This is a genomic window from Ramlibacter cellulosilyticus (genome assembly GCF_014297465.1).
Taxonomy (GTDB): domain Bacteria; phylum Pseudomonadota; class Gammaproteobacteria; order Burkholderiales; family Burkholderiaceae_C; genus Ramlibacter; species Ramlibacter cellulosilyticus.
Map to the genome: position 1 here is coordinate 15,735 of NZ_JACORT010000004.1, position 25,421 is coordinate 41,155.

General features: G+C 72.4%; 27 protein-coding genes. 12 read left to right on the forward strand and 15 right to left on the reverse strand.

What is annotated here, in order from left to right; genetic code table 11:
* Positions 1-32: 32 nt before the first annotated feature.
* On the reverse strand, positions 33-2,696 hold the full coding sequence (locus H8N03_RS10980) for a bifunctional acetate--CoA ligase family protein/GNAT family N-acetyltransferase (RefSeq protein WP_187076223.1): 2,664 nt from the start codon (positions 2,694-2,696) through the stop codon (positions 33-35).
* A gap of 127 nt (positions 2,697-2,823) precedes the next feature.
* Here H8N03_RS10980 and H8N03_RS10985 point away from each other — a divergent pair, with 127 nt between their 5' ends.
* Entirely contained in the window at positions 2,824-3,204 is a 381-nt protein-coding gene (locus H8N03_RS10985; RefSeq protein WP_187076224.1) for a TraR/DksA family transcriptional regulator, read from the forward strand.
* 7 nt (positions 3,205-3,211) lie between these two features.
* Here H8N03_RS10985 and H8N03_RS10990 read toward each other — a convergent pair whose 3' ends face one another.
* Positions 3,212-4,963 carry a PHA/PHB synthase family protein gene (locus tag H8N03_RS10990; RefSeq protein WP_187076225.1) on the reverse strand — a complete coding sequence of 584 codons (1,752 nt, stop codon included), beginning with the start codon at positions 4,961-4,963 and terminating at the stop codon, positions 3,212-3,214.
* A gap of 116 nt (positions 4,964-5,079) precedes the next feature.
* Here H8N03_RS10990 and H8N03_RS10995 point away from each other — a divergent pair, with 116 nt between their 5' ends.
* From H8N03_RS10995 to H8N03_RS11010, 4 genes are all read left to right on the forward strand, one after another.
* A complete protein-coding gene (locus H8N03_RS10995; protein ID WP_187076536.1) occupies positions 5,080-6,069 on the forward strand; it encodes a zinc-dependent alcohol dehydrogenase family protein in 990 nt (329 codons plus the stop codon).
* Positions 6,070-6,189: 120 nt separating this feature from the next.
* Positions 6,190-6,615: an Hsp20/alpha crystallin family protein gene (locus H8N03_RS11000; protein WP_187076226.1), complete on the forward strand. Its 426-nt coding sequence runs from the start codon at positions 6,190-6,192 to the stop codon at positions 6,613-6,615.
* Positions 6,616-6,627: 12 nt separating this feature from the next.
* On the forward strand, positions 6,628-7,350 hold the full coding sequence (locus H8N03_RS11005) for an ABC transporter ATP-binding protein (protein WP_187076227.1): 723 nt from the start codon (positions 6,628-6,630) through the stop codon (positions 7,348-7,350).
* Positions 7,347-9,713: an ABC transporter permease gene (locus H8N03_RS11010; RefSeq protein ID WP_187076228.1), complete on the forward strand. Its 2,367-nt coding sequence runs from the start codon at positions 7,347-7,349 to the stop codon at positions 9,711-9,713. The genes H8N03_RS11005 and H8N03_RS11010 overlap by 4 nt, the downstream gene beginning before the upstream one ends.
* Here the strand turns inward: H8N03_RS11010 and H8N03_RS26295 are convergent.
* Complete coding sequence (locus tag H8N03_RS26295; RefSeq protein WP_255428173.1) at positions 9,602-10,312, reverse strand: hypothetical protein; 711 nt, start codon at positions 10,310-10,312, stop codon at positions 9,602-9,604. The two genes, H8N03_RS11010 and H8N03_RS26295, sit on opposite strands and share 112 nt — an antisense overlap.
* A gap of 34 nt (positions 10,313-10,346) precedes the next feature.
* On the opposite strand from H8N03_RS26295, the gene H8N03_RS26300 reads away from it, so the two are divergent.
* From H8N03_RS26300 to H8N03_RS11025, 3 genes are read left to right on the forward strand one after another with little or no spacing between them, the layout of a single operon-like run.
* Positions 10,347-10,913 (forward strand): efflux RND transporter periplasmic adaptor subunit, encoded by a 567-nt coding sequence (locus H8N03_RS26300; protein ID WP_354005105.1) that lies wholly within the window; start codon positions 10,347-10,349, stop codon positions 10,911-10,913.
* A 10-nt stretch (positions 10,914-10,923) separates the two neighbouring features.
* A complete protein-coding gene (locus H8N03_RS11020) occupies positions 10,924-11,865 on the forward strand; it encodes a 1-phosphofructokinase family hexose kinase (protein WP_187076229.1) in 942 nt (313 codons plus the stop codon).
* A gap of 6 nt (positions 11,866-11,871) precedes the next feature.
* A complete protein-coding gene (locus H8N03_RS11025) occupies positions 11,872-13,281 on the forward strand; it encodes a bifunctional aminoglycoside phosphotransferase/ATP-binding protein (RefSeq protein WP_187076230.1) in 1,410 nt (469 codons plus the stop codon).
* Here the strand turns inward: H8N03_RS11025 and H8N03_RS11030 are convergent.
* On the reverse strand, positions 13,278-14,165 hold the full coding sequence (locus H8N03_RS11030; RefSeq protein WP_187076231.1) for a hypothetical protein: 888 nt from the start codon (positions 14,163-14,165) through the stop codon (positions 13,278-13,280). The two genes, H8N03_RS11025 and H8N03_RS11030, sit on opposite strands and share 4 nt — an antisense overlap.
* 38 nt (positions 14,166-14,203) lie before the next feature.
* On the reverse strand, positions 14,204-14,860 hold the full coding sequence (locus H8N03_RS11035; protein WP_187076232.1) for a phosphoribosyltransferase: 657 nt from the start codon (positions 14,858-14,860) through the stop codon (positions 14,204-14,206).
* A 113-nt stretch (positions 14,861-14,973) separates the two neighbouring features.
* Between H8N03_RS11035 and H8N03_RS11040 the strand changes: the two genes are divergently transcribed.
* Together H8N03_RS11040 and H8N03_RS11045 are read left to right on the forward strand one after the other, a co-directional pair.
* A complete protein-coding gene (locus H8N03_RS11040; protein WP_187076233.1) occupies positions 14,974-16,494 on the forward strand; it encodes a thymidine phosphorylase family protein in 1,521 nt (506 codons plus the stop codon).
* Positions 16,491-17,381 (forward strand): ribose-phosphate pyrophosphokinase, encoded by an 891-nt coding sequence (locus H8N03_RS11045; RefSeq protein WP_187076234.1) that lies wholly within the window; start codon positions 16,491-16,493, stop codon positions 17,379-17,381. The genes H8N03_RS11040 and H8N03_RS11045 overlap by 4 nt, the downstream gene beginning before the upstream one ends.
* A gap of 15 nt (positions 17,382-17,396) precedes the next feature.
* Here the strand turns inward: H8N03_RS11045 and H8N03_RS11050 are convergent, their stop codons facing one another.
* From H8N03_RS11050 to H8N03_RS11065, 4 genes are read right to left on the reverse strand one after another with little or no spacing between them, the layout of a single operon-like run.
* Complete coding sequence (locus tag H8N03_RS11050; protein ID WP_187076235.1) at positions 17,397-17,765, reverse strand: chaperone modulator CbpM; 369 nt, start codon at positions 17,763-17,765, stop codon at positions 17,397-17,399.
* Complete coding sequence (locus tag H8N03_RS11055; protein WP_187076236.1) at positions 17,755-18,693, reverse strand: DnaJ C-terminal domain-containing protein; 939 nt, start codon at positions 18,691-18,693, stop codon at positions 17,755-17,757. The genes H8N03_RS11050 and H8N03_RS11055 overlap by 11 nt, the downstream gene beginning before the upstream one ends.
* A gap of 28 nt (positions 18,694-18,721) precedes the next feature.
* Positions 18,722-19,510: a helix-turn-helix domain-containing protein gene (locus tag H8N03_RS11060; protein ID WP_187076237.1), complete on the reverse strand. Its 789-nt coding sequence runs from the start codon at positions 19,508-19,510 to the stop codon at positions 18,722-18,724.
* Positions 19,511-19,533: 23 nt separating this feature from the next.
* On the reverse strand, positions 19,534-19,920 hold the full coding sequence (locus tag H8N03_RS11065; protein ID WP_187076238.1) for a response regulator: 387 nt from the start codon (positions 19,918-19,920) through the stop codon (positions 19,534-19,536).
* A 191-nt stretch (positions 19,921-20,111) separates the two neighbouring features.
* On the opposite strand from H8N03_RS11065, the gene H8N03_RS11070 reads away from it, so the two are divergent.
* On the forward strand, positions 20,112-20,564 hold the full coding sequence (locus H8N03_RS11070; RefSeq protein WP_187076239.1) for a universal stress protein: 453 nt from the start codon (positions 20,112-20,114) through the stop codon (positions 20,562-20,564).
* A gap of 26 nt (positions 20,565-20,590) precedes the next feature.
* On the opposite strand, the gene H8N03_RS11075 is transcribed toward H8N03_RS11070, so the two are convergent.
* A complete protein-coding gene (locus H8N03_RS11075; protein ID WP_187076240.1) occupies positions 20,591-21,166 on the reverse strand; it encodes a hypothetical protein in 576 nt (191 codons plus the stop codon).
* A 265-nt stretch (positions 21,167-21,431) separates the two neighbouring features.
* Between H8N03_RS11075 and H8N03_RS11080 the strand changes: the two genes are divergently transcribed.
* On the forward strand, positions 21,432-21,776 hold the full coding sequence (locus H8N03_RS11080) for a hypothetical protein (RefSeq protein WP_187076241.1): 345 nt from the start codon (positions 21,432-21,434) through the stop codon (positions 21,774-21,776).
* 52 nt (positions 21,777-21,828) lie between these two features.
* Here the strand turns inward: H8N03_RS11080 and H8N03_RS11085 are convergent, their stop codons facing one another.
* From H8N03_RS11085 to H8N03_RS11105, 5 genes are all read right to left on the reverse strand, one after another.
* Positions 21,829-22,755 carry an LD-carboxypeptidase gene (locus tag H8N03_RS11085; RefSeq protein ID WP_187076242.1) on the reverse strand — a complete coding sequence of 309 codons (927 nt, stop codon included), beginning with the start codon at positions 22,753-22,755 and terminating at the stop codon, positions 21,829-21,831.
* Positions 22,752-24,140 (reverse strand): tRNA adenosine(34) deaminase TadA, encoded by a 1,389-nt coding sequence (tadA, locus tag H8N03_RS11090; protein ID WP_354005106.1) that lies wholly within the window; start codon positions 24,138-24,140, stop codon positions 22,752-22,754. Before tadA ends, H8N03_RS11085 begins: the two co-directional genes overlap by 4 nt.
* Positions 24,137-24,343, reverse strand: coding sequence for a hypothetical protein (locus H8N03_RS11095; protein ID WP_187076243.1), 207 nt, complete (start codon positions 24,341-24,343; stop codon positions 24,137-24,139). The genes tadA and H8N03_RS11095 overlap by 4 nt, the downstream gene beginning before the upstream one ends.
* On the reverse strand, positions 24,340-24,963 hold the full coding sequence (locus H8N03_RS11100) for an FMN-binding negative transcriptional regulator (protein WP_187076244.1): 624 nt from the start codon (positions 24,961-24,963) through the stop codon (positions 24,340-24,342). Before H8N03_RS11100 ends, H8N03_RS11095 begins: the two co-directional genes overlap by 4 nt.
* Positions 24,964-25,029: 66 nt before the next feature.
* Positions 25,030-25,413: a hypothetical protein gene (locus H8N03_RS11105; protein ID WP_187076245.1), complete on the reverse strand. Its 384-nt coding sequence runs from the start codon at positions 25,411-25,413 to the stop codon at positions 25,030-25,032.
* Positions 25,414-25,421: the final 8 nt, after the last annotated feature.

The following is a 25,421-nucleotide window of genomic DNA, read 5'->3' on the forward strand; positions in this document are numbered from 1 at the left end:
CCCAAGAAGAAGGCCGCTCCGCGACGGCCGCGTCAGCCGGCCCGCAACGGCAGCTGCAACGAGACGGTGCCCTCGGGCGTGGGCCGGGTCGTGAAGCCCAGCGATCGCGCCAGTGCCAGCATGCCACCGTTCTCCTGCAGGCATTCGCCCTTCACCGCGCGCGTGCCGCGCGAACGCAGGTACGCGAGCAGCTTTTCCAGCAGGGCGCGCCCGAGCCCGCGCTTCTGCCAGTCCGATGCCACCTGCACCGCGAACTCCGCCACCTCGTTGTCCGGGTCGCAGATGGCACGCGCCTCGCCGGCGATGCGGTCGCCGTCGAGCGCGACGAACGTCATCTCGCGCTCGTAGTCGATCTGGCAGTAGCGCGCCAGCTCCGAGCGCGGCACCTCCCGCCGCGCAAGGAAGAAGCGCAGGCGCATGTCGGCCGGCGTGGCCTCCGCATAGAAGGCCTGCAGCCGCGTGCCGTCCTCGGGCCGGATCGGCCGCAGCGTGAGCCGGCGGTCGCCGAGCACCAGCGGCTGTTCGAGCTCGGAGGGATAGGGGCGCAGCGCGAGCCGGCTGCCCTCGCCGGCGACGGGGCGGCGCAGGCGGATGCGCGCGTCGAGTGCCAGCACGCCCTGCGCGTCGGCGAGCAGCGGGTTGATGTCCAGCTCCGCGAGCTCCGCGAGGTCGCAGGCCATCTGCGACACGCGCAGCACCGCCTGCACGAGCGCACCCTGGTCCACGCCCGGTTCACCCCGGTAGCCGGCGAGCAGCGGCCCGACCTGCGTGCGGGCGACGAGGTCGCGCACCAGCGCCTCGTTCAGCGGCGGCAGCGCCACGGCGCGGTCCTTGCGGACTTCGACCGCCGTGCCGCCCGCGCCGAAGAGGAGCACCGGCCCGAAGACGGCGTCCTCGGCCACGCCCACGATCAGCTCGTGCGCGCGGGGACGCTGCGCCATCGCCTGCACCGTGAAGCCGGTGACGGAGGCCTGCGGGCTCAGGCGCGCGACCCGCTGCCGCATGCGCACGGCCGCGACGCGGACCTCCTCGCCGGAACCGAGGTGCAGCGCGACGCCGCCGACGTCGGACTTGTGCAGCACCTGCGGCGACAGGATCTTCAGCGCCACGGGGTAGCCGATGTCGGAGGCGGCCGCAACGGCCTCCTCCACGTCGCGGGCGCGCCGGGTCTGCACCATCGGCACGCCGTAGGCTTCCAGCACCTGGCGGGCTTCCGTCTCGTCGAGCCACTCGCGGCCGCGCGCCAGGGCCTGGCGCACCACTTCGCGCGCCGCCCGCGCGTCCACGGCCGGCAGGCGCGCCTGCGCATCGGGCAATTGCAGCAAGGCGGCCTGGTGGCGGTGGTACTGCACCAGCTGCAGCCAGCCATCCACGGCACGCTCGGGGGTCGTGTAGCTCGCGAGGCCGGCGGCGGAAAACGCCGCGCGGGCCTCCTCCACGCTGCTCCCGCCGAGCCAGCTGGACAGGACCGGCCTGGGCGCATCGCGCAGCAGGGGCACGCAGGCTTCCGCGATCCGCGCGGCCGGCACGATGGCGGTCGGCGCATGCATGAAGAGCACGCCGTCCACCTCGTCGGCCTGCAGCAGCACGGAAAGGGCCTGCGTGTAGCGCTCCACCGGTGCGTCGCCGACGATGTCCACCGGGTTGCCGTGCGACCAGTTGGCGGGCAGCACGGCGTCCAGCTTCGCGAGGGTTTCCTCGCCGAGGCTCGCCAGCTGTCCGCCCCCGAGCGCGAGCGCGTCGGCCGCCAGCACGCCGGCGCCACCCCCGTTGGTGATGATCGCCAGGCGCTCGCCGCGCCAGCGGCGCACGTGTGCGAGGGTCTGCGCCGCGTCGAACAGCGCTCCCAGCGTGTCGACGCGCACCATGCCCGCGCGCCGCACCGCGGCGTCGAACACGGCGTCCGAGCCGGCCAGCGCGCGCGTGTGCGAGGCCGCCGCGCGCGCACCTTCGGGTGCGCGGCCCGCCTTGACCACGATCAGGGGCTTGTTGCGGGCTGCGGCACGTGCCGCCGACATGAACTTGCGCGCGTGCTTCACCGACTCCACGTACAGCAGGATGGCGCGCGTGCCGCTGTCGCTCGCCAGGTAGTCCAGCACGTCGCCGAAGTCCACGTCCGCGCTGTCGCCGAGCGAGACGAAATGCGAGAAGCCGATGCCCTGCGCGTTCGCCCAGTCCAGCATCGCGGTGGCCAGCGCACCCGATTGCGTGACGAACGCGAGCTGGCCGGCCTGCGCCTGCCCCGGCGCGAAGCTGGCATTCAGCCCGATGCCGGGCACCAGCGCACCGATGCAGTTCGGACCCAGCACGCGCAGCAGGTGCGGCCGCGCCGCGTCCAGCATCGCCTGTTCCAGCGTGGGGCCGCCCGGCTCCACCGGTGCCTGCATGCCGGCGCCGAGCACGATCGCCGCGCGCGTGCCCTTGCGTCCCAGCGCTTCGACGAGGCCGGGCACCGTCGCCGCCGGCGTGCAGAGTACCGCGAGCTCGGGCGCTTCCGGCAAGGCGTCGACGCCGGCCAGCACCGGCACGCCGTCCACTTCGGTCGCGCGCCGGTTCACCGCCCAGACGGGCCCTGCGAAGCCGCCCGCGCGCAGGTTGCGCAGCACGATGGCGCCGAGGTTGCCCGGCGAAGCGGAGACGCCGACCACCGCGACGGAACGGGGGGCGAACAGGGAGTCGAGATGGCGGACGCTCATGGCAATCGGGGTTTCGGCGGGGGGATGCAGGCAGGTTAGGCCCAGGGCGTGACCGACACTTGCGCCAGATCAAGGCGGCGCCCGGGCGCCTGCCCAGAATGAGGCAACCCTTGACCGCAGGCCTGCCATGAACCTCATCGCTCCTTCTCCCGTGCTCGTCCGGCAACTCGCGACGCAACTGCGCCAGCGCCAGTCCGAACTGCAGGCCATGCTGGCCGCCGCCAACGGCGCCGCGAAGCAGGAAGAACAGGCAGGCGACGTGCTCGACTTCAAGGACGTCGCCGCCGAGGACGCCCGCGCGATGGTCGACGAAGTGGCGCACGCGCATGCGGCCGCGGAACTCGGGGAGATCGCCGCGGCCCTGCGCCGCGTCGACCAGGGGACCTACGGCCAGTGCGAGGACTGCGGCGAGTCCGTCGACGAGCGCCGCCTGCGCGCCCTGCCCGCCACGCGCTTCTGCACCGCCTGCCAGGCGATCCACGAGCGCCCGTCCCTGCAGCGCCGCTGACGCGGCCTCACTCCTCGAACACGTAGCTTCCCGGCGCGGCCACCACCGCGCCGGCCATGCGCACCCGGGGCACCGCGGGTGCCGCGACTTCGCCCGAGCCGTGCGAGCGCAGCCACTGCTCCCAGCACGGCCACCACGAGCCCGCCTCCTGCCGCGCGCGCGCGTGCCACGCGAGCGGGTCCGGCGGCGCCGCGTCGACGCCGTGTTCCGCCCAGCGGTAGCTCGCTTCGGCGTGCGCGGAAGGGCCTGCGGGCGGGCTCACGATGCCCACGTTGTGGCCGCCCGAGGCGAGCACGAAGCGCGTCGGCCCGCCGACCAGCCGCAGCACCTTGTACACGGACTGCCAGGGCGCGACGTGGTCGCGCTCCGTCGCCAGCACGAACAGGGGCACGCGGATGGCGCGCAGGTTCACGGCCTGGCCGTGCACGGGGTAGTCGCCCTCGGCCAGCTCGTTGTCCAGGTACAGCCGCCGCAGGTACTCGCTGTGCATCCGCGCGGGCATGCGGGTCTGGTCCGCGTTCCACGCACGCATGGCCGTCATCGGCGTCTGCGCGCCCATGAGGTACTCGTGGAGCAGCTTGGACCACACCAGGTCCCTGGAATTGAGCAACTGGAAGGCGCCCGCCATGCGGCGGCCGTCCAGGTAGCCAGGTTCGGCCATGAGGTCTTCGAGGAAGGCGACCTGGCTCTCGTCGATGAACAGGCCCAGTTCGCCCGGCTGTTCGAAGTCGACGAGTCCCGCCAGCAGCGTGACGGTCTTCAACACCTGCGACTTGCGCGCGCCGAGCACCGCCGCGGCCATCGCGAGCAGCGTGCCGCCCAGGCAATACCCCGCCGCGTGCACCGGCACGTCGCCGCACGCGGACCGCACGTGGTCCAGCGATGCGAGCACGCCGAGGTCCAGGTAGTCGTCCAGCGTCAGCGCGCGGTCGGCGGTGTGCGGATTGCGCCAGGACACGACGAACACGGTGTGCCCCTGGTCCACCAGGTACTTCACGAGCGAGTCCTGCGGCGTGAGGTCCAGGATGTAGAACTTCATGATCCAGGACGGCACCAGCAGCACCGGCTCGCGGGCCACCTTGGGCGTCGTGGGTTCGTACTGGATCAGCTCGCAGAGGCGGTTGCGGTGCACGACGCGGCCCGGCGTGAGCGCCACGCCCTCGCCCGGACGGAACGCCTCCACGCCGCGCGGCCGGCCGTCGGTGGCCACGGCCATGGCGTCGCGTGCCCAGTTGGCGATGCCCTGCGCGAAGTTGAGGCCGCCGCTCGCGGCGGCCTGGCGCAGGACCTGCGGGTTCAGCCAGGGCACGTTGGAGGGCGAGAGCATGTCCAGCCACTGCCGCACCGTGAACGCGGCGACCTGCTCGTGGTGGCGCGACACGCCGCGCACGCCATGCGTGGCTTCCTCCCACCACTGCTGCGCGAGGAGGAAGCCCTGCGCCAGGGCGCCGAAGGGCGGCGCCTGCCACTCGGGGCGGCTGAAACGCCTGTCGTCGGCGACGGGCGCAACGCAGCTGGCGCCCTGCCCGCGTGCGCAGGCGCCCAGGTACTGCCACCAGAGCAGGTTCTTGCGCAGCGCACTCGAGGCCAGTTCCGCCTGCTTCGACGGCGACACGGCCAGGTGCAGCAGCCAGTCGAAGTGCGCGAGCCCCAGGGAAGCGGGCGAGACGCCGTTCGCCAGGCGAGCGATCGCCGTCTTCAGCGGCAGGTCGAGGGCCGCGGCTTGCGGCTCCGGGGCGGCGGGACGGGAAGTGGCCATGCTCGAATGGTCGAGTTTGGCGCGCGATGCGGACTTGCGGCAGGTCAAGCACCATCGCATCCGGCCGCCGCGCGCGCCGCCCGGCGGCCTAGCATCCGGCGATGCTTCCTTCCTCGATGCGCGCCATGGCCGTCGATGCGGCCACCCGCCGGCTGCAGCCCGTCACGCGTCCCGTGCCACAGCCGGGCCCGGGTGAAGTGCTGCTGCGCGTGCGGGCCTGTGGCGTGTGCCGCACCGACCTCCACATCCTGGACGGCGAGTTGCCGCCGCACCGCGCGGGCGTGGTGCCGGGCCACGAGGTCGTCGGCGAGGTGGTGCTGCCGGGCCGCGGCGCCAGCCGCTTCGCGCGCGGCACGCGGGTCGGCATTCCGTGGCTGGGGCGCACTTGCGGCACCTGTCCCTACTGCACGAGCGACCACGAGAACCTCTGCGACGAGCCCACGTTCACCGGCTACGACCGCGACGGCGGCTATGCGGAGTACGTCGTGGCGGACGAGCGTTTCTGCCTCGCGCTGCCGCAGGCCTGCGACGACGCGCACGCGGCGCCGCTGCTGTGCGCCGGGCTCATCGGCTTCCGCGCCTGGCGGCTCGCGGGCGGACCGTCGGCGCACCGCATCGGCCTCTGGGGCTTCGGCGCGGCCGCGCACATCGTCTGCCAGCTCGCCGTGGCGCAGGGCCAGGCCGTGTACGCGTTCACCCGGGCCGGGGATGTGGCAGGCCAGGCCTTCGCCCGCAGCCTGGGCGCCGTGTGGGCGGGCGGCAGCGACGCAAGCCCGCCGCAGCCACTGGACGCGGCGCTGATCTTCGCCCCGGCCGGCGCGCTGGTCCCCGCCGCCCTCGCGACGGTGCGCAAGGCCGGCGTGGTGGTGTGCGGCGGCATCCACATGAGCGACATCCCCGCGTTCCCCTACGCGCTGCTGTGGGGCGAACGCGAGCTGCGCTCCGTCGCGAATCTCACGCGCGCGGACGGGGAGGACTTCGTGGCCCTGCTCGCGCGCGTGCCGCTGCGCACGCACGTGCGGACGTATCCGCTGGCCGATGCCAACCTTGCGGTGGACGACCTGCGCGCCGGGCGGCTCCAGGGTGCGGCGGTGCTCCTGCCCTGAACGGCCGCCGGCGTGGCGCGGCAGCTTGAGACAGATCAAGCGGCAAGGGGCCCGCGTTTCCTAGAGTGCCTCCCGTGGCCCGTGGCCACCCAACCCCCAACCCTTTCGCGAGGTAGCCCCATGAGCAACATCCGACTGCTGGACCCGGTCTTCGGCGACAACTTCGACGCCGCCCTGCGCCGCTTCTTCTCCCCCGCCGCGTTCGAGGGCGAGCCGCAGATGAAGATGCGCATCGACGTGACGGAGAACGACAAGGCCTACAGCGTGAAGGCCGACATCCCCGGCGTGAAGAAGGAGGACATCAACGTCCGCATCGACGGCAACGTGGTGCAGATCGACGCCACGACGCGCAGCGAGAAGGAAACGCGCGGCGACGGCGACAAGGTGCTGCGCAGCGAGCGCTACTACGGCAGCATTTCCCGCACCTTCAGCGTGGCGCAGGACATCGACGACGGCAAGGTGCAGGCGAAGTACGCGGACGGCGTGCTGAGCCTGGAACTGCCGAAGAAGGCGCCGGCCGACGCACGCCGGATCGCCATCCAGTAAGGGAGGCCGGCCATGGCACCGGCAGGACCGGGCGAGCCGGTCCTGCGGGCCCGGGCGCTCGCCAAGACCTACGGCAGCGGCGCGTCCGCCGTGTACGCGCTGCGCTCGGTGGACCTCGAGATCGCGCGGGGCGAGTTCGTCGTGCTGCTGGGTGCCTCGGGCAGCGGCAAGTCGACGCTGCTGAACATCCTGGGCGGCCTCGACACGCCCACGTCCGGCGAGGTCTGGTTCGAGGACCACGCGCTGCACGGCGCGGGGGACGAGGCGCTCACGGCGTACCGGCGCGAGCACGTGGGCTTCGTGTTCCAGTTCTACAACCTGATCCCCAGCCTCACGGTGGCGGAGAACGTGGCGCTGGTCACCGACATCGCGGCCGACCCGATGCCGGTGGACGAGGCGCTCGCGCTCGTGGCGCTCATGCCGCGGCGCAACCACTTCCCCTCCCAGCTTTCCGGCGGCGAGCAGCAGCGCGTCGCCATCGCGCGCGCCATCGCCAAGCGGCCGCAGCTGTTGCTGTGCGACGAGCCGACCGGCGCCCTCGACTACGCCACCGGCAAGCTGGTGCTGGAGGTGATCGCCCGGATCAACCAGGAGCTCGGCACCACCGCCGTCGTCATCACGCACAACGCCGCGATCGCGGGCATGGCGGACCGCGTGGTCCGCGTCGCCGACGGGCGCATCGCGAGCGTCGAGGTTCCCGCGCGGCGGCTCACCCCGGCGGAGCTCTCCTGGTGAAGGCGCTCGACCGCAAGGTGTGGCGCGACCTGCGCCTGCTCTGGAGCCAGGCGCTGACGATCGCGCTGGTGGTGGCCAGCGGCGTCGGCGGCTTCGTCGCGACGCTCTCGGCGGTGGACTCGCTCGCCCAGGCCCGCGACGACTTCTATGCCGCCGGACGGTTCGCCGACGTGTTCGCGCTCGTCAAGCGCGCGCCCGACGCCATGGCGGCGCGCCTGGCGGAACTGCCCGGCGTCGTCGACGTGCAGCCCACGGTGGAGGCCATGGCGCGCGTCGCGGTCCCCGGCACGACCGACCCCATCATGGGTCAGCTGATCGGCCGCGACCCGCGCCGGCCGCAGCGCCTGAACCAGGTGCAGCTGCGCAGCGGCCGCTGGCCCGAAGGCGGCAGCCATCGCGGCGGCGAACTGGAAGCGGTGGTGACGAGCAGCTTCGCCGACGCCCACGCGCTGAAGCCCGGCGCCACCGTGTCGGCGCTCGTGAACGGCAAGTACCGCGTGCTGCGCATCACGGGCACGGCGCTCTCGCCCGAGTACATCTTCGGCGGGATCATGGGCATGCCCGACCTGCGCGCCTTCGGCGTGTTCTGGCTGGACAAGGACGAACTCGCCGCGGCGATGGACATGCGGGGCGCCTTCAACCGCGTCGCGCTCAAGCTGGCGCCCGGCGCTTCCCCGCCGGCCGTGATCGACGCCGTGACGCGGCGGCTCGCGACCCTGGGCGGGTCGCCGGCGCACGGGCGCGACGAGCAGCCCTCGCATGCCATGCTGGACAACGAGATCCGCGAGCAGCGCGTGCTCGGGACCATCCTGCCCGCGATCTTCCTCGCCGTCGCGGGCTTCCTGCTGCACGTCGTCACCGCGAGGCTGGTGGCCACGCAGCGCGAGCAGGTCGCGGCGCTCAAGGCGCTGGGCTACCGGGACCGCAGCATCGCCCTGCACTACCTCAAGCTCGTGGCGCCGATGGTGCTGGGCGGCTACCTGCTGGGGCTGGTGCTCGGGAGCGGCATGGGGCGCATGATCACGGGGCTGTACGCGGAGTTCTTCCGGTTCCCCAGCTTCGTGCACCGCATCACGCCGGAGCTGGCGTGGATCGCGCTCGCCATCGTGGCGACGACGGCGGTGCTGGGCACGCTCACGGCCATCGCGAGCACCGTTCGGCTCTCGCCCGCGGAGGCCATGCGGCCGCCGGCACCCGGCAGCTACCGGCGCGCGCTGCTGGAACGCGTGCCGCGCCTGCGGCTCGCGCCGGCGCTGCGCATGATCCTGCGCAACATCGAGCGGCGGCCCTTGCGCGCCGCGCTCACCACGGGCGGCATCGCGGCCGCGGTCGCGATCGTCGTCCTGGGCAACTTCTTCCGCGACGCGATCGAGGCGATCGTCGACACGCAGTTCAACCTGCAGATGCGCGGCGACGTGATCGTCTGGATGAACGACCCCGTGGAAGCCTCGGCGGGGCGCGAACTCGCCCGCCTGCCCGGCGTGCTGCAGGTGGAACCCGGCCGGCGGCTCGCGGTGCGCTTCGTCCACCGCCACCGCAGCGAGAAGGGGATCATCGACGGCCACGTGGCCGTCCCGCAGCTGCAGCGCGTGGTGGACGTGCACCAGCATCTCGCGCTCGCGCCCGCCGACGGCCTGCTCATGACGGACCGCCTGGCGGAGAAGCTGCGCCTGCGCCCGGGCGACACGGTGACGGTCGAAGTGCGCGAAGGCCGCCGTTCCGTCGTGCAGCTCGTCCTGCAGGGCACCGTGAGCGACATGATGGGCCTCAACGCCTTCATCCAGCGCGACGCCCTCAACCGGCTGCTCGACGACGGCGACGTGGCCAACTTCTTCAGCCTGCGCGTCGGCCAGGCCGACCTCCCGCGCCTGCTGCAGCAGACGCAGGAGCTGCCGCGGGTGGCGGGCGCCTTCAGCAAGGCCACGATGCTGCGCAACATGCAGGAGATCAGCGCCCGCAACATCCGCATCATGAGCGCGATCCTCACCGCGTTCGCGGCGGTGATCGCGGTGGGCGTCGTCTACAACAACGCCCGCATCGCGCTGGCCGAGCGCACCTGGGAACTCGCGAGCCTGCGCGTGCTGGGCTTCACGCGCGCCGAAGTCTCGCTGCTGCTCCTGGGCGAGCTGGCCCTCGGCATCGCCGTGGCGATCCCGCTGGGGATGCTGCTCGGATGGGGCCTCGCGCACCTGATCGTGGAGGCCATGCGCCACGACCAGTTCCTCTTCCCGGTGGTGATCCAGCCGCGCACCTATGCCTGGGCGGCGCTGTGCGTCATCGCCGCCGGCATCGGCAGCGCGCTCGTCGTGCGCCGGCGCATCGACCGCCTCGACCTCGTCGCGGCCCTCAAGACCAGGGAGTGAACATGTTCCGCAACATCGGCAGGAAGCACCTGTGGACGGGCGCCGCCGTCCTCGCGGTCGCCGCGATGGTGGCCTGGGCCTTCGCGCCGCGGCCCGTGCCGGTCGAGACTGCCGTGGCGGGCCTCGGCCGCTTCGAACAGGCCATCGAGGAGGACGGGCAGACCCGGCTGAAGGACCGTTATGCCGTGTCCGCGCCGGTCGCTGCGCGGCTCACCCGCATCACGCTGCGGGAGGGCGATCCCGTGCGGGCCGGCGAGCCGGTGGCGCTGCTCGTGCCCGTGATGTCTTCCATGATCGACGAGCGCGCGCGCCGGGAGGCCAGCGCGCGCGTGCTGATGGCGACCGCGCTCGTGGCCCGCGCGGAGGCGCAGGTCGGGCGCGCGCGCATCGCCGTCGACGACGCCCAGCTGGAGCTGCACCGCACCGAGAAGCTGGCGCGCGAAGGCTTCCTGCCCGGGTCGCGCCTGGACAGCGCCCGGCTCGCGCTGGACGGCGCGAAGCGCGAGCACGACGCCGCGCGCGCAGCGCGAAGCCGCCATCCACGAACGCACGCAGGCCCAGGCGGCCCTGCAGCCGGCAGGCGGCATCGAGGCCGGCAAGCCCTACACGGTCACGTCGCCGGTCGACGGCGTCGTGCTGAAGGTCGCCCAGCCGAGCGAGGCGACGCTGCCCGCCGGGGCCGTCCTGCTGGACGTGGGCGACCCGAAGCGCATGGAGGTCGTGGCCGACCTGCTGACCACCGACGCCGTGCAGGCGCAGCCCGGCCGCCGCGCCTGGATCGAGCGCTGGGGCGGCCCGCCCGTGGAAGGACGCGTGCGCCGCGTCGAACCGGCGGCGTTCACCAAGGTCTCGGCACTCGGCATCGAGGAGCAGAGGGTCAAGGTGGTCGTGGACCTGGACCAGGTGCCGGATGCCTGGCATGCGATGGGCGACGGGTTCCGCGTCACGCTGCGCGTGATCACGCAGGGCGTGGACCAGGCCGTGCTCGTGCCGGTGGGCGCCCTCTTTCCCATTGCCGACGGCGGCACGGGCGTGTACCGCGTCGAGGACGGTCGCGCCCGCCTGCGCCCGGTGGAGCTCGGCGGCCGCAACGGCAACGAGGCCCGGGTGCGCGGCGGGCTCCAGCCCGGCGACACCGTCGTCGTCTATCCCCCGCCTGCCGTGGCCGATGGCCTGCGCGTCGCCGCGCGCCGCCCTTAGGATCGCCCCGATGGCCGACATCCTGACACTGACGCCCAACCCAGCCCTCGACGTGTTCACCAGCACGGCGCGCGTGCAGCCCACGCACAAGCTGCGCTGCGGCGCGCCCCTGCTGCACCCCGGCGGCGGCGGGATCAACGTCGCGCGCGTGCTGGCGCGGCTCGGCACCGGCGTGCGCGCGCTGTTCCCGTCGGGCGGCGTCGCGGGGCAGCAGCTGTGCGGGCTCCTGGAGGCGGAAGGCGTGGCGTACGAGACCCTGCCGATCGCCGGCAGCACGCGCGAGAGCTTCTCGGTGCGCGAAGAGGCGAGCGGACAGGAATACCGCTTCGTGCTGCCCGGCCCCACCCTCTCGGACGCCGAGTGGCAGGCCAGCCTGGACTTCGCCTGCCTGCATCGCCCCGGTGCCCGCCTGTTCGTCGCGAGCGGCAGCCTGCCTCCCGGCGTGCCGGACGATTTCTACGCCCGCCTCGCGCGCCGGCTCGCGGCCGCCGGCGTGCGGCTGGTGCTGGACACGTCGGGCCCGCCGCTGGCCGCCGCGCTCGATGCGGGCGTGCACCTGGTCAAGCCCAGCCTGCGCGAGTTGCAGGAACTCACGGCCCAGCCGCTCGCGACCATGGCGCAGCGGGAGGCAGCGTGCCGGTCGCTCGTCGAGCGGGGCAGCGCCGGCATCGTGGCGCTCTCGCTCGGTGCCGAGGGCGCGCTGCTCGTGTCTGCGCAAGGTGCGTGGCACGCGCCGGCGCTGCCCGTGCAGGTGGTCAGCACCATAGGCGCCGGCGACAGCTTCGTCGGCGGCATGGTGTTCGCGTTCGCGCGCGGCGAGGACTTCGCAGCGGCGCTCCGGCACGGAATGGCCGCCTCCGCGGCGGCGCTGCTCTCCGGCGGCACCGCCTTGTGCCAACCGGAGGACGTGGCGCGGCTGCTGCCGCAGGTCCAGGTGCGCAGCCTCGGCTGAGTGGCGATGCAGCGCGAACGCGTGGAACGGCTGGCCCGCCGCCTCGGAGCCGAACTCGTCGAGACGCACATCTCCTGGGTCGTGCTGCTGCCGGACCGCGTGTACAAGCTGAAGAAGCCGCTGCGCCTGCCCTTCGTGGACTATTCGACGCCCGAGCGGCGGCAGGCGTTCTGCGAAGAGGAAGTGCGCCTGAACCGGCGGCTCGCGCCGACGCTGTACCTGGGCGTGTCGCGCGTGACCGGTCCCGCGGACGCGCCGGCGTTCGACGGCACCGGCGAAACGCTTGACCACGCCGTCCGCATGGTGCGCTTTCCCGAGGAGGCGACGTTCGCCGCGCGCGCCCAGGCAGCTCGCCTGGGCCCGGCCGACGTCGACCGGCTCGCGGCCATGCTCTCGGCCTTCCACGCGGCCGCACCGGCGGTGCGCGACCCGGCCCCGGCCACGCTCTCGCAGCGCGCGCTGGCGGTGCTGGACGCGTGCGCGGCGCTCCTGTCGATGGAAGATGGCGAGGCGCTGCGCGCCTGCATCGGGACGGAAGCGAGCGTCGCCGAACCCTTGTGGCAGCAGCGCCGCGCGAGCGGCCATGCGCGCGACGTCCACGGGGACCTGCATCTCGCCAACCTGCTGGAGCTCGGCGACGAGGTCCTCGCCTTCGACTGCATCGAGTTCGACCCCGGCCTGCGCTGCATCGACGTCCTGGAGGACGCCGCGTTCGCCGCGATGGACCTGGCCGCCCATGGCCTGCCCGCCCTGTGCTGGCGCTTCCTGAATGCGTGGCTGGAAGGCACGGGCGAGTACGACGCCCTCCCCGGGCTGCGGCTGTGCCTCGTCTACCGCGCCCTGGTCCGCGCCTCGGCGCAGCACCTCCGGGAGGCGCGCAGCGCCAGGGCGTTGCACTACGCGGCGCAAGCACTCGCGTGGAGCCGGCGCACGCCGGCGCGCCTGGTCATCACGCACGGCCTGCCGGGATCCGGCAAGACCTGGGCCTCGCAGCGCCTGCTCGAACGCGAGGGCGCGATCCGCATCCGCTCCGACGTGGAACGCAAGCGCCTGCACGGGCTCGCCGCGCTGGCCGACTCGCGCGCGAGCGGCTTGGAGATCTACGGGACCGAGGCGACGCAGCGTACGTACGAGCGGCTCTTCGCGCTGGCTTCCCCCATCCTGCAGGCCGGATGGACCGTCGTGCTCGACGCGGCCTTCCTGCGGCGGGCCGAGCGGAACGCGGCGCGCTCGCTCGCGCAGTCGCTGGGCGTGCCGTTCGCCATCCTGCACTGCGAGGCTCCTGCGGAAGTCCTGCGCGACCGGATCGCCGGGCGCCGCGGCGACGCCTCGGAAGCAGACCAGGCGGTGCTGGAGAAACTGCTGGCGCAGGCGGAGCCACTGGCGGACGACGAACGTCCCCTCGTGTGCGCCTAGCGTGCCGCGCTCTGCCGCTCGACTTCCTCGCGCTTCATGCGCAGGTAGGCATCGCGCTCCACCTCGTGCAGCTGGCGCGGGTATTTCTCGGTCGCGTCGTACCAGGACTGCAGCCGCCGCTCGAGCTGCTGCCCGGCGGGCGCCGCGAGCGAGTCGAGGTAGGCGTCGATCGCGAGGTAGTAGCGCATGGTGTTGCGTTCCACCACGCCGCGCATGCCGCCGACGAAGGCCTCGTCGGCGGTGCGGGTCGGGTGCAGCCGGGTGAAGCCGACCTTCTCGCGCGCCACGGTGCCGAGGTACAGCTGCATGGCCACCTCGCTGGCGATGCCGTGGCTGAGCGCATAGCCCATGTGCAGGAAGGTGCGGTTCGTGTCGAGCGGCACGGCCTCGGCCAGCAGGCGGTAGTCGCGCGTGTCGTAAGGCCCTTCGGCGGCTTCCAGCGTGGCCGCCATGTAGTCGGGCCGGACCACGGGCGGCCGCCAGCTGAAGGCCAGCTTCGATGCGGACTGCACGGACTGCGGGCCCTTCTTGCCGATGCGCACGTCCAGGCTCGTGCCGGCCGGCTCCTGCTGCCGGCGGCAGTACTTGGTGTTCAGGTGCAGGATGAGGATCTCGCACCACTGCGCGGGGTCGGACAGCGCCGCCGACACCTTGGCGAACGGGTGCTCGACGATGGCGAAGACCTCGCCGTCGATGCGCCGCGCCGCCTGTTCCGACTTCAGCACCAGCGGCCCGCCGAAGGGGTTGCTGGCCAGTTCGGGGCCGAGCGCCGCGTGCCGCGCCTGCAGGGCGGCGGGACCCAGCGTCCCGGCTGCCGGTGCGAGGCCGGGCAGCAGTGCCATGACGAGGAGCGCCGCGGCGCTCCAGAGCCTTGTCTTGTTCATCCTTGCACCATACGGGCTCGACGCCGACACCGCATGCGCTAGCGCAATTCCCCGCCGGCTGAGCCACCCATCCGCGCAGCCTGCAGGATGGCGACCACCTCGGCATCTTCCAGCTGGGGGAAGGAACGGTAGAACTGGCTCACCGCGCCGAAGCGCCGCGGCACCTGCAGCGCGACGACCTCGTCGGCGTGCGGCCGCACGAGCTTGACGCTTTCCTCGGAGGCGACCGGCACCGCGCACACCAGGTGGGCCGGACCGCGCTGGCGCACGGCATGCAGTGCCGCGATCATCGTCGCGCCGGTCGCCAGGCCATCGTCGACGACGATCACCACGCGGCCCGCAGCCGGGATGGCGGCGCGCCCCGGCGTGTACAAGGCCCGTCGCCGGCGCAGTTCCTCGAGCTCGTTTTCCTTCTGCTCGCGGACGTAGCTCTCGGTCGCACCGACGGCGGTCGCGTGCGGCGCGAGGTACACCCAGCCGGATTCGTCCACCGCGCCCATGGCGAACTCCGGCGCGCCGGGCGCGTGGATCTTGCGCACCAGGACCAGGTCCAGCTCGCCTTCGAGGCGGCGCGCGATCTCCGCCGCCATCGGCACCGCGCCGCGCGGGATGGCGAGCACGAGCGGGTGCCGCCCGCGCCAGACGTCCAGTGCCTGCGCGAGCTGTGCGGCGGCGTCCGTGCGGTCCTCGAACATGGCATGACCGTACACCTTCCCGCAGCGTCCGCCAACGCCCCGCGGCTGATCCAGGTCAAGCACGCAGCGCGCGCCGCGCAACGTGCGCAGGCGGCTGCCGGACAATCGTCCGCATGAGCGCCGCACCCCTCCCCGCCCCGCCTTTGCGCCTGCGCCGCCTGGGCATCGACACCTACCAGGAGCCGGTGCTCTACATGCACCTCGAGTGCCCGGTGTGCCGTTCCGAGGGCTTCGAGGCGCAGTCGCGCGTGGAGATGACGGCGGGCGGGCGCACCATCGTGGCCACGCTGAACGTCGTGCAGGGCGGCTTCCTGGGCGTGGCGGAGGCCGGCGTGTCCGAAGCCGCGTGGCGCATGCTGCAGGCGCCGGAAGGCAGTGCCGTGGCCCTGCGCCACCCGCCGCCCCTGGAATCGCTCGGCCACGTGCGCGCGAAGATCCACGGCCGCAAGCTGACGGCGCCGGCCGTGCGCGCGGTGATCGAGGACGTGGCCGCCGGCCGCTACTCCGAGCTGCAGCTCGCCGCCTTCGTCACCGCGTGCGCGGGCGACCGGCTCGACCAGGAAGAGACGATCGCGCTCACCCGGGCCATGGTCGACGTCGGCGAGCGCATCGCGTGGGGCGGCGGACGGGTGCTGGACAAGCACTGCGTCGGCGGGCTTCCCGGCAACCGCACCACGATGATCGTGGTGCCCGTCGTGGCCGCCTGCGGGCTGCGCATGCCCAAGACGTCGTCGCGCGCCATCACCTCGCCAGCGGGCACCGCGGATGCCATGGAGACCGTCGCGCCGGTGGAGCTCGACGTGCCGGCCATCCAGCGCGTGGTGGAGCGCACCGGCGGCTGCATCGCCTGGGGCGGCGCCGTGCGCCTCAGCCCGGCCGACGACGTCCTGATCCGCGTCGAGCGGCCGCTGGACCTGGACAGCCAGGGCCAGCTCGTCGCGTCCGTGCTGTCGAAGAAGGTCGCGGCCGGATCGACGCACGTGCTGATCGACGTGCCGGTCGGCCCCACGGCCAAGGTGCGCAGCGCGCAAGCCGCACAGGTGCTGGCGCGCCAGCTCGAGGTCACCGCGCAGGCCCTGGGACTGCACCTGAGCGTCGTGCAGACCGACGGCACCGCGCCCGTCGGCTACGGCATCGGCCCCGCCCTGGAGGCGCACGACGTGCTGGCCGTCCTGCGCAACGAGGCGGCCGCGCCGCCGGACCTGGCCGACCGCGCCCTGCTCCTGGCCGGCCACCTGCTCGAGCTTGGCGGCGCCGCGCCCGCCGGCGGCGGCCGCGCCCTCGCGCACCAGGTGCTGGCGACCGGCGCCGCATGGCGCAAGTTCCAGGACATCTGCGAGGCGCAAGGGGGCATGCGGCAGCCGCCGGTCGCGCCGTTCCGGCACGCAGTCGCCGCGCAGCGCAGCGGCTCGGTGCTGGCCATCGACAACCGCCGGCTGGCCCGCATCGCCAAGCTGGCCGGCGCGCCGCGCGCGGCCTGTGCCGGCCTGGCCCTGCACGTGCGTATCGGCGACTTCGTGGAGCGCGGCGAGCCACTGTTCACCGTGCACGCCGATTCGCCCGGCGAACTGGCGTACGCTCTCGACTACGCCGCCGTCCAGTCCGGGACGGTGCACGTCAGCGAGGACGCATGAACACCATCATCCTGGCCTTGCCGGGCGCGGAGACCCTGGCCGAAACGCTCGCGCAGCAACTGCACTGCCCGGCCAGCACGCTCGAGCTGCACCGCTTTCCCGACGGCGAAGGCGTCGTGCGCCTGCGCACGAGCGTCGACGGGCAGCGCGTGCTGCTCGTGGCGCATCTGGACCGCCCCGACGACAAGACGTTGCCGCTCGTGTTCGCCGCGGATGCCGCGCGCGAACTCGGTGCGCGCGAGCTGGGCCTGGTCGCTCCCTACCTGCCGTACATGCGCCAGGACGACCGCTTCCGTCCCGGCGAGGCGATCACCTCGCGCACCTACGCGCGGCTGCTGTCGTCCACCGTCGATTTCCTGGTGACGATGGATCCGCACCTGCACCGCTGGCCCAGCCTGGATGCGATCTACACGATCCGCACCCGCGTGGTGGCTGCCGCGCCCGCCATTGCCGAATGGATACAGCGCGAGGTGGAGCGGCCGATCATCGTGGGGCCGGACAGCGAGAGCGAACAGTGGGTCGCCGACGTGGCACGGCGCATGGGCGCGCCCCACGTGGTCATGAGCAAGGTGCGGCACGGCGACCGCGACGTGCGCGTGCACCTGCCCGCGGGCGCGGACCACGCCGGCCGCACGCCGGTGCTGGTGGACGACATCATCTCCAGCGGCCACACCATGGCCACGGCGGCGCACGTGCTGCGCGGCGCGGGCTGGGGACGGCCGTGGTGCGTCGGCGTGCACGCCCTGCTCGACGTGGCGAGCGTCGACATGTTGCACCGGGCCGGCATCGCGCGCCTGGCGAGCTGCGACACGGTGCCGCACGCCACCAACGCGATCGGCGTCGCGCCGCTGCTCGCAGAAGGCATCCGCGGCTTCCTCGCCGCCTGAGCACGGCCGCCCGGGTCAGGCGTGCGGCTCGCGCCAGGGCGTCGGCCCTTCGCGCGGCAGCGTGGGCGGATGGGGAATGTGCGCGTTGAGCGAGCGCAGCTGCTGCTCGAGCTGGGCGATGCGCTGCAGGTACCCGAGCAGGAGGCTGATGGTGAACAGGTCCAGGTCGTAGTGCGCGCGCAGGCGCGAGGCTTCGCGCAGCGGGGGCACGCAGCTCGCGCTGAACTGGCGGTTGCGCGGCTCCGCCACCACGGGCACGAGGGCGCCGTACTCCACGAGCTCGTCGAGCTCCGTCACGCTCATGCTGCACATGTGCGCGAGCTCGGCCTGGTCGATGCGGCGCAGCGGGTCGAGCCAGGTCCAGTCGGAAGCTTCAGTGGCCATGCACGGCCTCCTTGGCGACGGTGGCGCGCGCATCGAAGCGGGATTCGCGCGCCAGCTCCTCGAACAGTTCGCGTTCGCGCGGGCTTAGGCTGGCCGGCACCTCGATGCGCGCCGTGGCGTACAGGTCGCCCCGGCCGCCGGTACCGTTCGCGAGGCCGCGTCCGCGCAACCTGAGCTTACGCCCGGATTGGGTTCCGTGGGGCACCGTGAGCAGCACGGCACCTTCCAGCGTGGGCACCTCCACTTCCGCGCCGAGCGCGGCTTCCCAGGGCGCGAGGGGCAGGTCCATCAGGAGGTCGTGGCCGTCGGTGCGGAACACCGGGTGCGGCGCAAGGGTGATGTGCAGGTAGATGTCGCCGGCGGGCCCGCCGTGCCGGCCGGCACCGCCCTTGCCGCGCAGGCGCAGGCGCTGGCCGTCGACGACGCCCGGCGGCACGGTCACCGCGAGCGTGCGCGTGCCGTCCTCGTGGGTCACGTCGAGGTTCACCGTGGTGCCGCGGTGTGCATCCTCCAGCGACAGCCGCACGGCGGTTTCGTAATCGCGTCCGCGCAAGGGCACGGTGCGCGACGAGGCGCGGCCGCCCCCATGGCGTCGCGAGAGCGCATCGAGCAGGTCGGACAGGTCGATGTCGCCGAAGCCGGCGGCCCCGAAGGCGTCGCCGCCGCCGAATTCCCGCTGCCAGTGCGGCGGCGGGCTGAAGTCCTCGCCGCCGGGGCGCTGCCCGAGCGCGTCGTAGGCGGCGCGCTTTTCCGGATCCTTCAGCGTGGCGTAGGCCTCCGCCACTTCCTTGAAGCGGGCTTCGGCCTGCGGATCCTTCGACACGTCGGGATGGTGCTGGCGCGCGAGCTTGCGGTACGCCTTCTTGATGGCGTCGGCGTCCGCATCGCGCGGCACCCCGAGTGCCGCGTAGTAGTCCTTGAACTTCATGCCGGGACTCCTTGGGAGTCCACCGACTTTACTGGACGCGCAGCTCGAACGCCTGCTGCAGCCCCGGCAGGTCGGTGATGCGCACGTGCTTCTTGTCGACTTCCAGCAGGCCCTGGTGGGCGAAGGCCGAGAAGGTGCGGCTGACCGTCTCCAGCTTCATGCCGAGGTAGCTGCCGATCTCGGCACGCGACATGCGCAGGTGGAACTCGCTGGCCGAGTAGCCGCGGGCCTTCATGCGCTGGGAGATGTTCAGCAGGAAGGCCGCCAGCCGCTCTTCGGCGTTCATGGAGCCGAGCAGCATCATCAGGCTGTGCTCGCGCACGATCTCGCGGCTCATCAGGCGCGAGATCACGTGCTGCAGGTCCGTGCTGGTGCTCGCCAGTTCGCTCAGGTGGGCATAGGGGATCGCGCAGATCTCCGCGTCCTCCAGGGCCGTCGCCGTGCTCGCGTGCTTGCCGGAGGCCAGCCCGTCCAGGCCCAGCAGCTCGCCCGCCATCTGGAAGCCCGTCACCTGTTCGCGGCCGTCCCGGAGGTTCAGCGTGGACTTGAACGTGCCGCTGCGCACCGCGTAGATGAACTGGAACTTGTCGCCTTCGTGGTAGATCGCCTGGCCTTCCTTGACGCGGCGGCGGGCGAACTTGAGGCCGTCCAGGCGCTCCACGTCGGTGCCGGTGAGGCCGCACGGCAGGCACAGGTCCTTGAGGTGGCAGGTCGAGCACTGCGTCTTCAGGGGCGTGGGAGCGTCGTCGATGGCGGCGGCAGTCGCGCGCGGGACGAAGCGGATCGGGGCGACGGAAGCGTGGGTGGCGGTTTGCATGGGGGTCCTCCTGCTCTTGTTCATCAATGGACGGAATGGCTGCCGGCGCTCGCGACGGCCTGGGCCAGCTGGTCGAACTCGGTGCTCTTGTCGAGGAAGCGCACGGCGCCCTCGCCCAGGTAGCGCTTGCGGTAGGCAGGCGCGGAGTTGTTGCTGAACACCACGAAGGCGACCTGCGGGTCGGCCAGGCGCACCGCCTTCAGGACTTCCAGTCCCGTGCCGCCATCGAGCTGCACGTCCAGCACCACGACGTCCGGGTGCGAGTCCAGGATGCCGGCGATGCAGGTCTGCGGCGTGGCGGCTTCGCCGACGATCGACATGTCGGCGGCGCCGAGCATCGCGTTCACGCGGTCGCGGATCTGCTGCGAGTCGTCGGCGAGGAAAACCTTGATGGAAGCGTTCGGAACCATGGGATGAACTATCGCGGAGCCCGCGTCTTCGCGACATCGGCGCCGGCTGAATCGAAGGCTCGGAGGAATCCGAATCGCCCCGGCGCGGGGACCGAGGCGGCCTAGGAATCGTCCTAGTTGATGCGGGTCAACTCGCGACGCGATGGCGCCCTCCACCATGGGTGCATGGCTCCCGGAAAGGAAGGAACTCCATGTACAAGCGCATCCTCGTGCCGGTGGACGGCAGCGAAACGTCGAACAAGGCGCTGGTCGCCGGCCTGCAGATGGCGCGCGAGAGCGGCGGCCGCGTGCGCCTGGTGCACGTGCTCGACCCCATGGCCTTCATCAGCACGGGCTACGGGCCGGTGGTGGACCTGCTGGAGGTGGGCAAGCGAGGCGCCGCGCAGGTGCTGGCCGATGCCCTGGAGATGGCGAAGGCCGCCGGCGTGCCCGCCGACACCAAGCTGATGGACTCCCCCGGTGCCCGCCTGGGCGAGGACATCGCCGACGAAGCGCGGTCCTGGGAGGCCGACCTGGTGGTCGTCGGCACGCACGGCCGCCGCGGCGTGAGCCGCGCGCTGCTCGGAAGCGGCGCGGAACAGGTGCTGCGCCTGTCGCCCGTGCCCGTGCTGGCCGTGCGCGCGAGCGAGCCTCCTGCCCGCTGAACACCGGTGCCGCGGCACCGGGCGGCTCAGTGCAGCAGGACGGCCCCCGCGGCCTCGCCCGCACCCTGCAGCGGGCCGAGCGGGTTCGTCTGGCTGTCGGTGCGGCCCAGCCTGGGCTGCCCCGCGACGTTGCGGAAGAGGACCACCCCGTTGGCGTCCACCACGACCAGCGCCTCGAACCACCAGCCGGTCACGTTGGTCACGCGGCGGATGTTGAAGAAATCCAGCATGAAGCTGCCTTCGCGCTTGCGGTCCTCGCGCTCGAAGCGGAACAGGTAGCCCTTGCAGCCCGCCATCGCCAGGATGCAGCTGCGGATGCCGGGGTCGAGGTGCTCCAGGGCCAGCGCGGAGTACGGCGCGAGGCGCGCGACGATGTTGGGGTACGGGATCAGCGTCACGTTGCTGCCCTCGCGCGCATCGAAGCCCAGCCGGGGCAGTTCGCCCTCGCGGGTCTGGAAGGGGACGATCTTCCCGGCCGCGACCTCCGCCTGTTCGTAGCTCTCGAACGGCCGCGGCGCATCGGTGGCACCGTGCGGCAGCATGGTCGTGCAGGCGGTCAGCAGGAACGCGAGGCAGGCGCAGGCGGCGGAGCGGGCTTTCATGCTACCACTTTGGAAGCTGCCGGGCCAGGAGCAGTTGACGCGGGTCAACCGTTCGTCATCCCCGGATGGCGCGGACCTTGGTCCTTTTGTTCTACTTTCCCCGACGAACGGCAGACATGGCTGACCTCCGGTTACGAATCGAAGTCTTGTCCAGCTAGATTCCGTGAACTCCGTCACCGGGCGCCCTTGTCACTCCAGGACAATCGGCATACCTTTCGCAAGACGGATCACATCCGAACACAAGCCGTTGGGGACAGGATCGAATATGCGCTGGTTCAAAGGCTCGCTCCGTCAGAGCATCTATGGTCTCCTGGGCAACCCCGCGTTGCCCAGCGAATCCGTGCTGGACTCCGGCACCGAGGACATCCGCGAGGCGATGCTGTCCCTGCTGTCCGAAGCGGGCGGCCGGCAGTTCGCCAACGTCACGCGCCGCGTCCGCTACGCGAACGACATCCAGGGCCTGTGGTACCTGCGCGGCGACCTGCTCGCGGCGCTCGCCAGCGTGCACGGCGAAGCGGTGGCGCGCCAGAAGGTGCAGCGCGTGACGCGCATGTTCCAGGGCCTGCTGCCCGGCAGCCTCACCTCGCGTCCCAGCCCGCTGATGAACTGAGCGATCCCCACCCTCGCAACGAAGCGCGGCCCGGCCGCGCTTTTTTCATGCCTCAGTGGCCGTGGCCGTGCGCATGGCCCCAGAACACCAGCGCGTCGCGGCCCTCGGCGGCGAGCGTGACCTCCGCGCCGACAGGCAGGCAGACCTTGGTGGGGACGTGCCCGAACGGCAGCCCCGTGAGCACCGGCGCCTTGACCTGCGTGCGCAGCCAGTCGAACACCGTCTTCAGCTTGAAGCCCTTGTCGTGCGGCACCGGCAACCAGTTGGTGAAGTGGCCGAGCAGGATCGCCTTCTGCTTCTGCAGCACGCCGGTGTACAGCAGCTGCGTGAGCATGCGTTCGATGCGGTAAGGGTGCTCGCTGACGTCCTCCAGGAACAGGATGCCGCCCTTCACCTGCGGCATCCACGGCGTGCCCGCCAGCGCCGCGACCATCGCCAGGTTGCCGCCCCACAGCACGCCCTTGGCCTGCATGGGACGCGCGAAGCTCTCCGCCGCCGGCAGCTGCCAGCCCGTGCCTTCGCCCTGCCCGCTCGCCAGGTCTTCGAAGCAGGCCTGCATGATCTCGTCCGGCTCCGCTTCGACGCCGAAATCCTCGCCGACGGCCGGCCCCGACCAGGTGACGCGGCCGGTCTCGGCCAGCACCGCGTTCTGGAAGGCCGTGAAATCGCTCAGGCCCACGAACTTCATGCCGCGGTCGATGGCCTTCGCGACCTTCTTGTACGGGATCTGCGGCAGCAGGCGCGTGAGGCCGTAGCCGCCGCGCGTGATGATCGCGATGTCCGCGCCGCTCGCGGCTGCACGCTCGATCGCCGCCACGCGCGTGGCATCGTCGCCCGCGAAGCGCATGTGCGTGGAGAAGGCGGAAGGATCGAGTTCGACTTCGTGCCCGAGCGCCTTCAGCCGCGCGATGCCGCGCCGCAGCGCCGGCTTGTTGCGCACGGCGCTGGAGGGGGAAAAGATGTAGATGCGTTGCGTCACGCCCGGAAGTATCCCACTGCCTCGCGGGCGATCGCCTCGCCGTGCTCCTGCACGAAGTGCCCCGCCTGCGGCAGCACCAGCGGCTCGGGGCAGTTGCGGATCTGCGCGCGCAGCGCCTGCATCACCGGGACGCCGAGCACCGGGTCCTGAGCGCCCACGGCCATCATCGTGCGCCCGTCCCAGTGCTGCGCGAGGAAGTCGCGGGCCTGCCGCGAGACCGCGGCGCCGTCGGCCTCGGGATGGTCCGGCACCATGGGCGGGAAGGCCCGCAGCGCGGCGCGATGGCCCGCATCGGGAAATGGCGCGTCGTAGGCGGCGCACTCCGCGGGAGAGAGGTGCGGGTTGCCGCGGGCGAACAGGCGGCCGACGCCGAAGTCCGGGTTCTTCGCGCACATCTCGCGCCAGGCGAGGAAGCCCGGGCTGAGCGGCGCATCACCGGTGCCCAGCGCCGTGTTCATCACGAGCAGCCCCCGGTAACGCTCCGGATCCTCCATCGGCAGCGTCAGCCCGAGCAGCCCGCCCCAGTCCTGCACGACGAGCACGATGTTCCTCAGGTCCAGGCGCTCGACGAATTCCAGCAGCACCTGGCGGTGCCATTCGAAGCGGTGCGTCGCGTCGCGCTTCGGCTTGTCGCTCCTGCCGAAGCCGACCAGGTCCGGCGCCACGACACGGCCTCCCGCTTCGAGGAACACCGGGATCATGCGGCGGTACAGGTAGCTCCACGCGGGGTTGCCGTGCAGGCACAGCCACGTGAGCGGCGCATCGCGCGGGCCTTCGTCCAGGTAGTGCATGCGCAGGCCCGCGAGCGCAGGCAGGTCGCCCACGTAGTGCGGCGGCCAGGGATAGCCCGGGAGGTCGCCAAAGCGTTCGTCCGGCGTGCGCAGCGCGTCGTCGCGCAGGGGCTGGGCCTTCCTGCGGGTCTCCTGCCGGCGGGCGCGGAAGAACGTGGTGAGCAGCGCGCCGCAGTCCTGCGCCAGCACGCCGCCGGTGATCGCGGTCTGGTGATTCAGGCGCTGCTGCGCGAACAGGTCCAGGACGGAGCCGGCGGCGCCCGTCTTCGGATCGTCGGCACCGTACACGACGCGCGCGAGCCGTGCGTGCAGCATCGCACCGCTGCACATCGCGCAGGGTTCCAGGGTCACGTACAGCTCGCAGCCGTCGAGGCGGTAGTTGCCGAGTGCCTGCGCCGCTTCGCGCAAGGCGCGGATCTCGGCGTGCGCGGTCGGGTCGTGGCTGCCCACCGGGGCGTTGTGCCCGCGGCCGACGATGCGGTCGCCGTGCACGACGACGGCGCCCACGGGCACCTCGCCTGCCGCCAGCGCGAGCGACGCCTGTGCGAGCGCCTCGCGCATGAACCGCGCGTCGCGCTCGCCGCCCTGCGTCACTTGGGCTCTTCCGGCAGCGGGCGCGCCTGCTGCATCGCGCTTTCCGCCGCCTTCTGGAACTGCTGCACCTGCTGCTGCGGCGTGACCGCCGCCGGCGCACCGGTGGCCGCGGGTGCGCCCGCCGCCGTCAATTGCTTCTTCGCCAGCAGGCCGACGATCGCCACCACCACCAGCAGTCCCACGACTCCGAATGCCGCCTTCATCGCTTTCCCTCCATGCCGAGCCGCTGCATCCATGCGGCGAGTTCCCTCTCGTCCTCGCCGCCGGCCGCATACGCCGCGTGCAATGCCGCATGCGACTCGGGCCGGTGCTGGTTGAGCTTCAGCTTGCAGGCGCACTCCAGCACCTCCAGCTCGAAGCCCATGATCCCCGCGAGCAGCTTGTGTGCGAATTCCTCGCCGAGGCCGCGCCACTGCTCCGCGTACGGCGGCTCGTGGTCGGCTATCAGTTTCTTCAGCAAGGCGTCCTTCGCCACCGCGTCTTCCACCAGCCGTGCCTGCACCTTGCAGTGCACGGCCAGGTAGTTCCAGCTCGGCACGCGCTGGAGGTCGGGATAGACCTTCGGGGACAGGTAGGCGTGGGGGCCGAGGAAGGTGACCAGGGCCTGCGGCCGCGCCTGCAGGTAGCGCCAGTGCGGATTGGGTTTCGCGCAGTGCCCGAGCAGGACGAAGCGGCCTGCCCTCTCCTCGAGGTGGAGCGGCAGGTGCGTGACGAAGGGAAAGCCGGCGTCGTCCGTCGAGACCAGGCTCGCGAACGGGTGCTGCCGCATCAGCTCCGCGGCGACGGCGGGATCGGCGTTGCGGAACTGGGGCGGCTGGTACATGGCCGCATTGTGCCGCGCGGCCCCCGGCGCGTCGCCAGGAGCCGCGGCGCGCGTCTCACGCGCGCATCAACGCTGCATCATGTTCGCGCCGCCGGGCGACACGACGTTGGCGCCACCGGGGGCGATCACGTTGGCGCCGCCACCGGACACCACGCGGCCGCCATTCAGCGCGGGGTTGACGTTGCCGAAGTTGTTGCCGCCCGCGCCGGGACGCGCCGAGCCGGCGATGTTCTTGCCGAACGCGACCTTCACCTTGGACACGAGGTCGGGATAGCTGTTCCAGCGGCCGCCGCCGTAGCGGTGGATGTCGCATTCGCCGCTGCTGCCGGAGCCGTTCGGCGCGCGGCCCATGACTTCGGTGACCGCCTGCGTGACCCACGGGTCCTTGCAGGTACCGGCGCTTGCCGCGCCCGCGACGGCCAGCAGGCCGAGGGTGAACAACTTCTTCACTGCTCTCT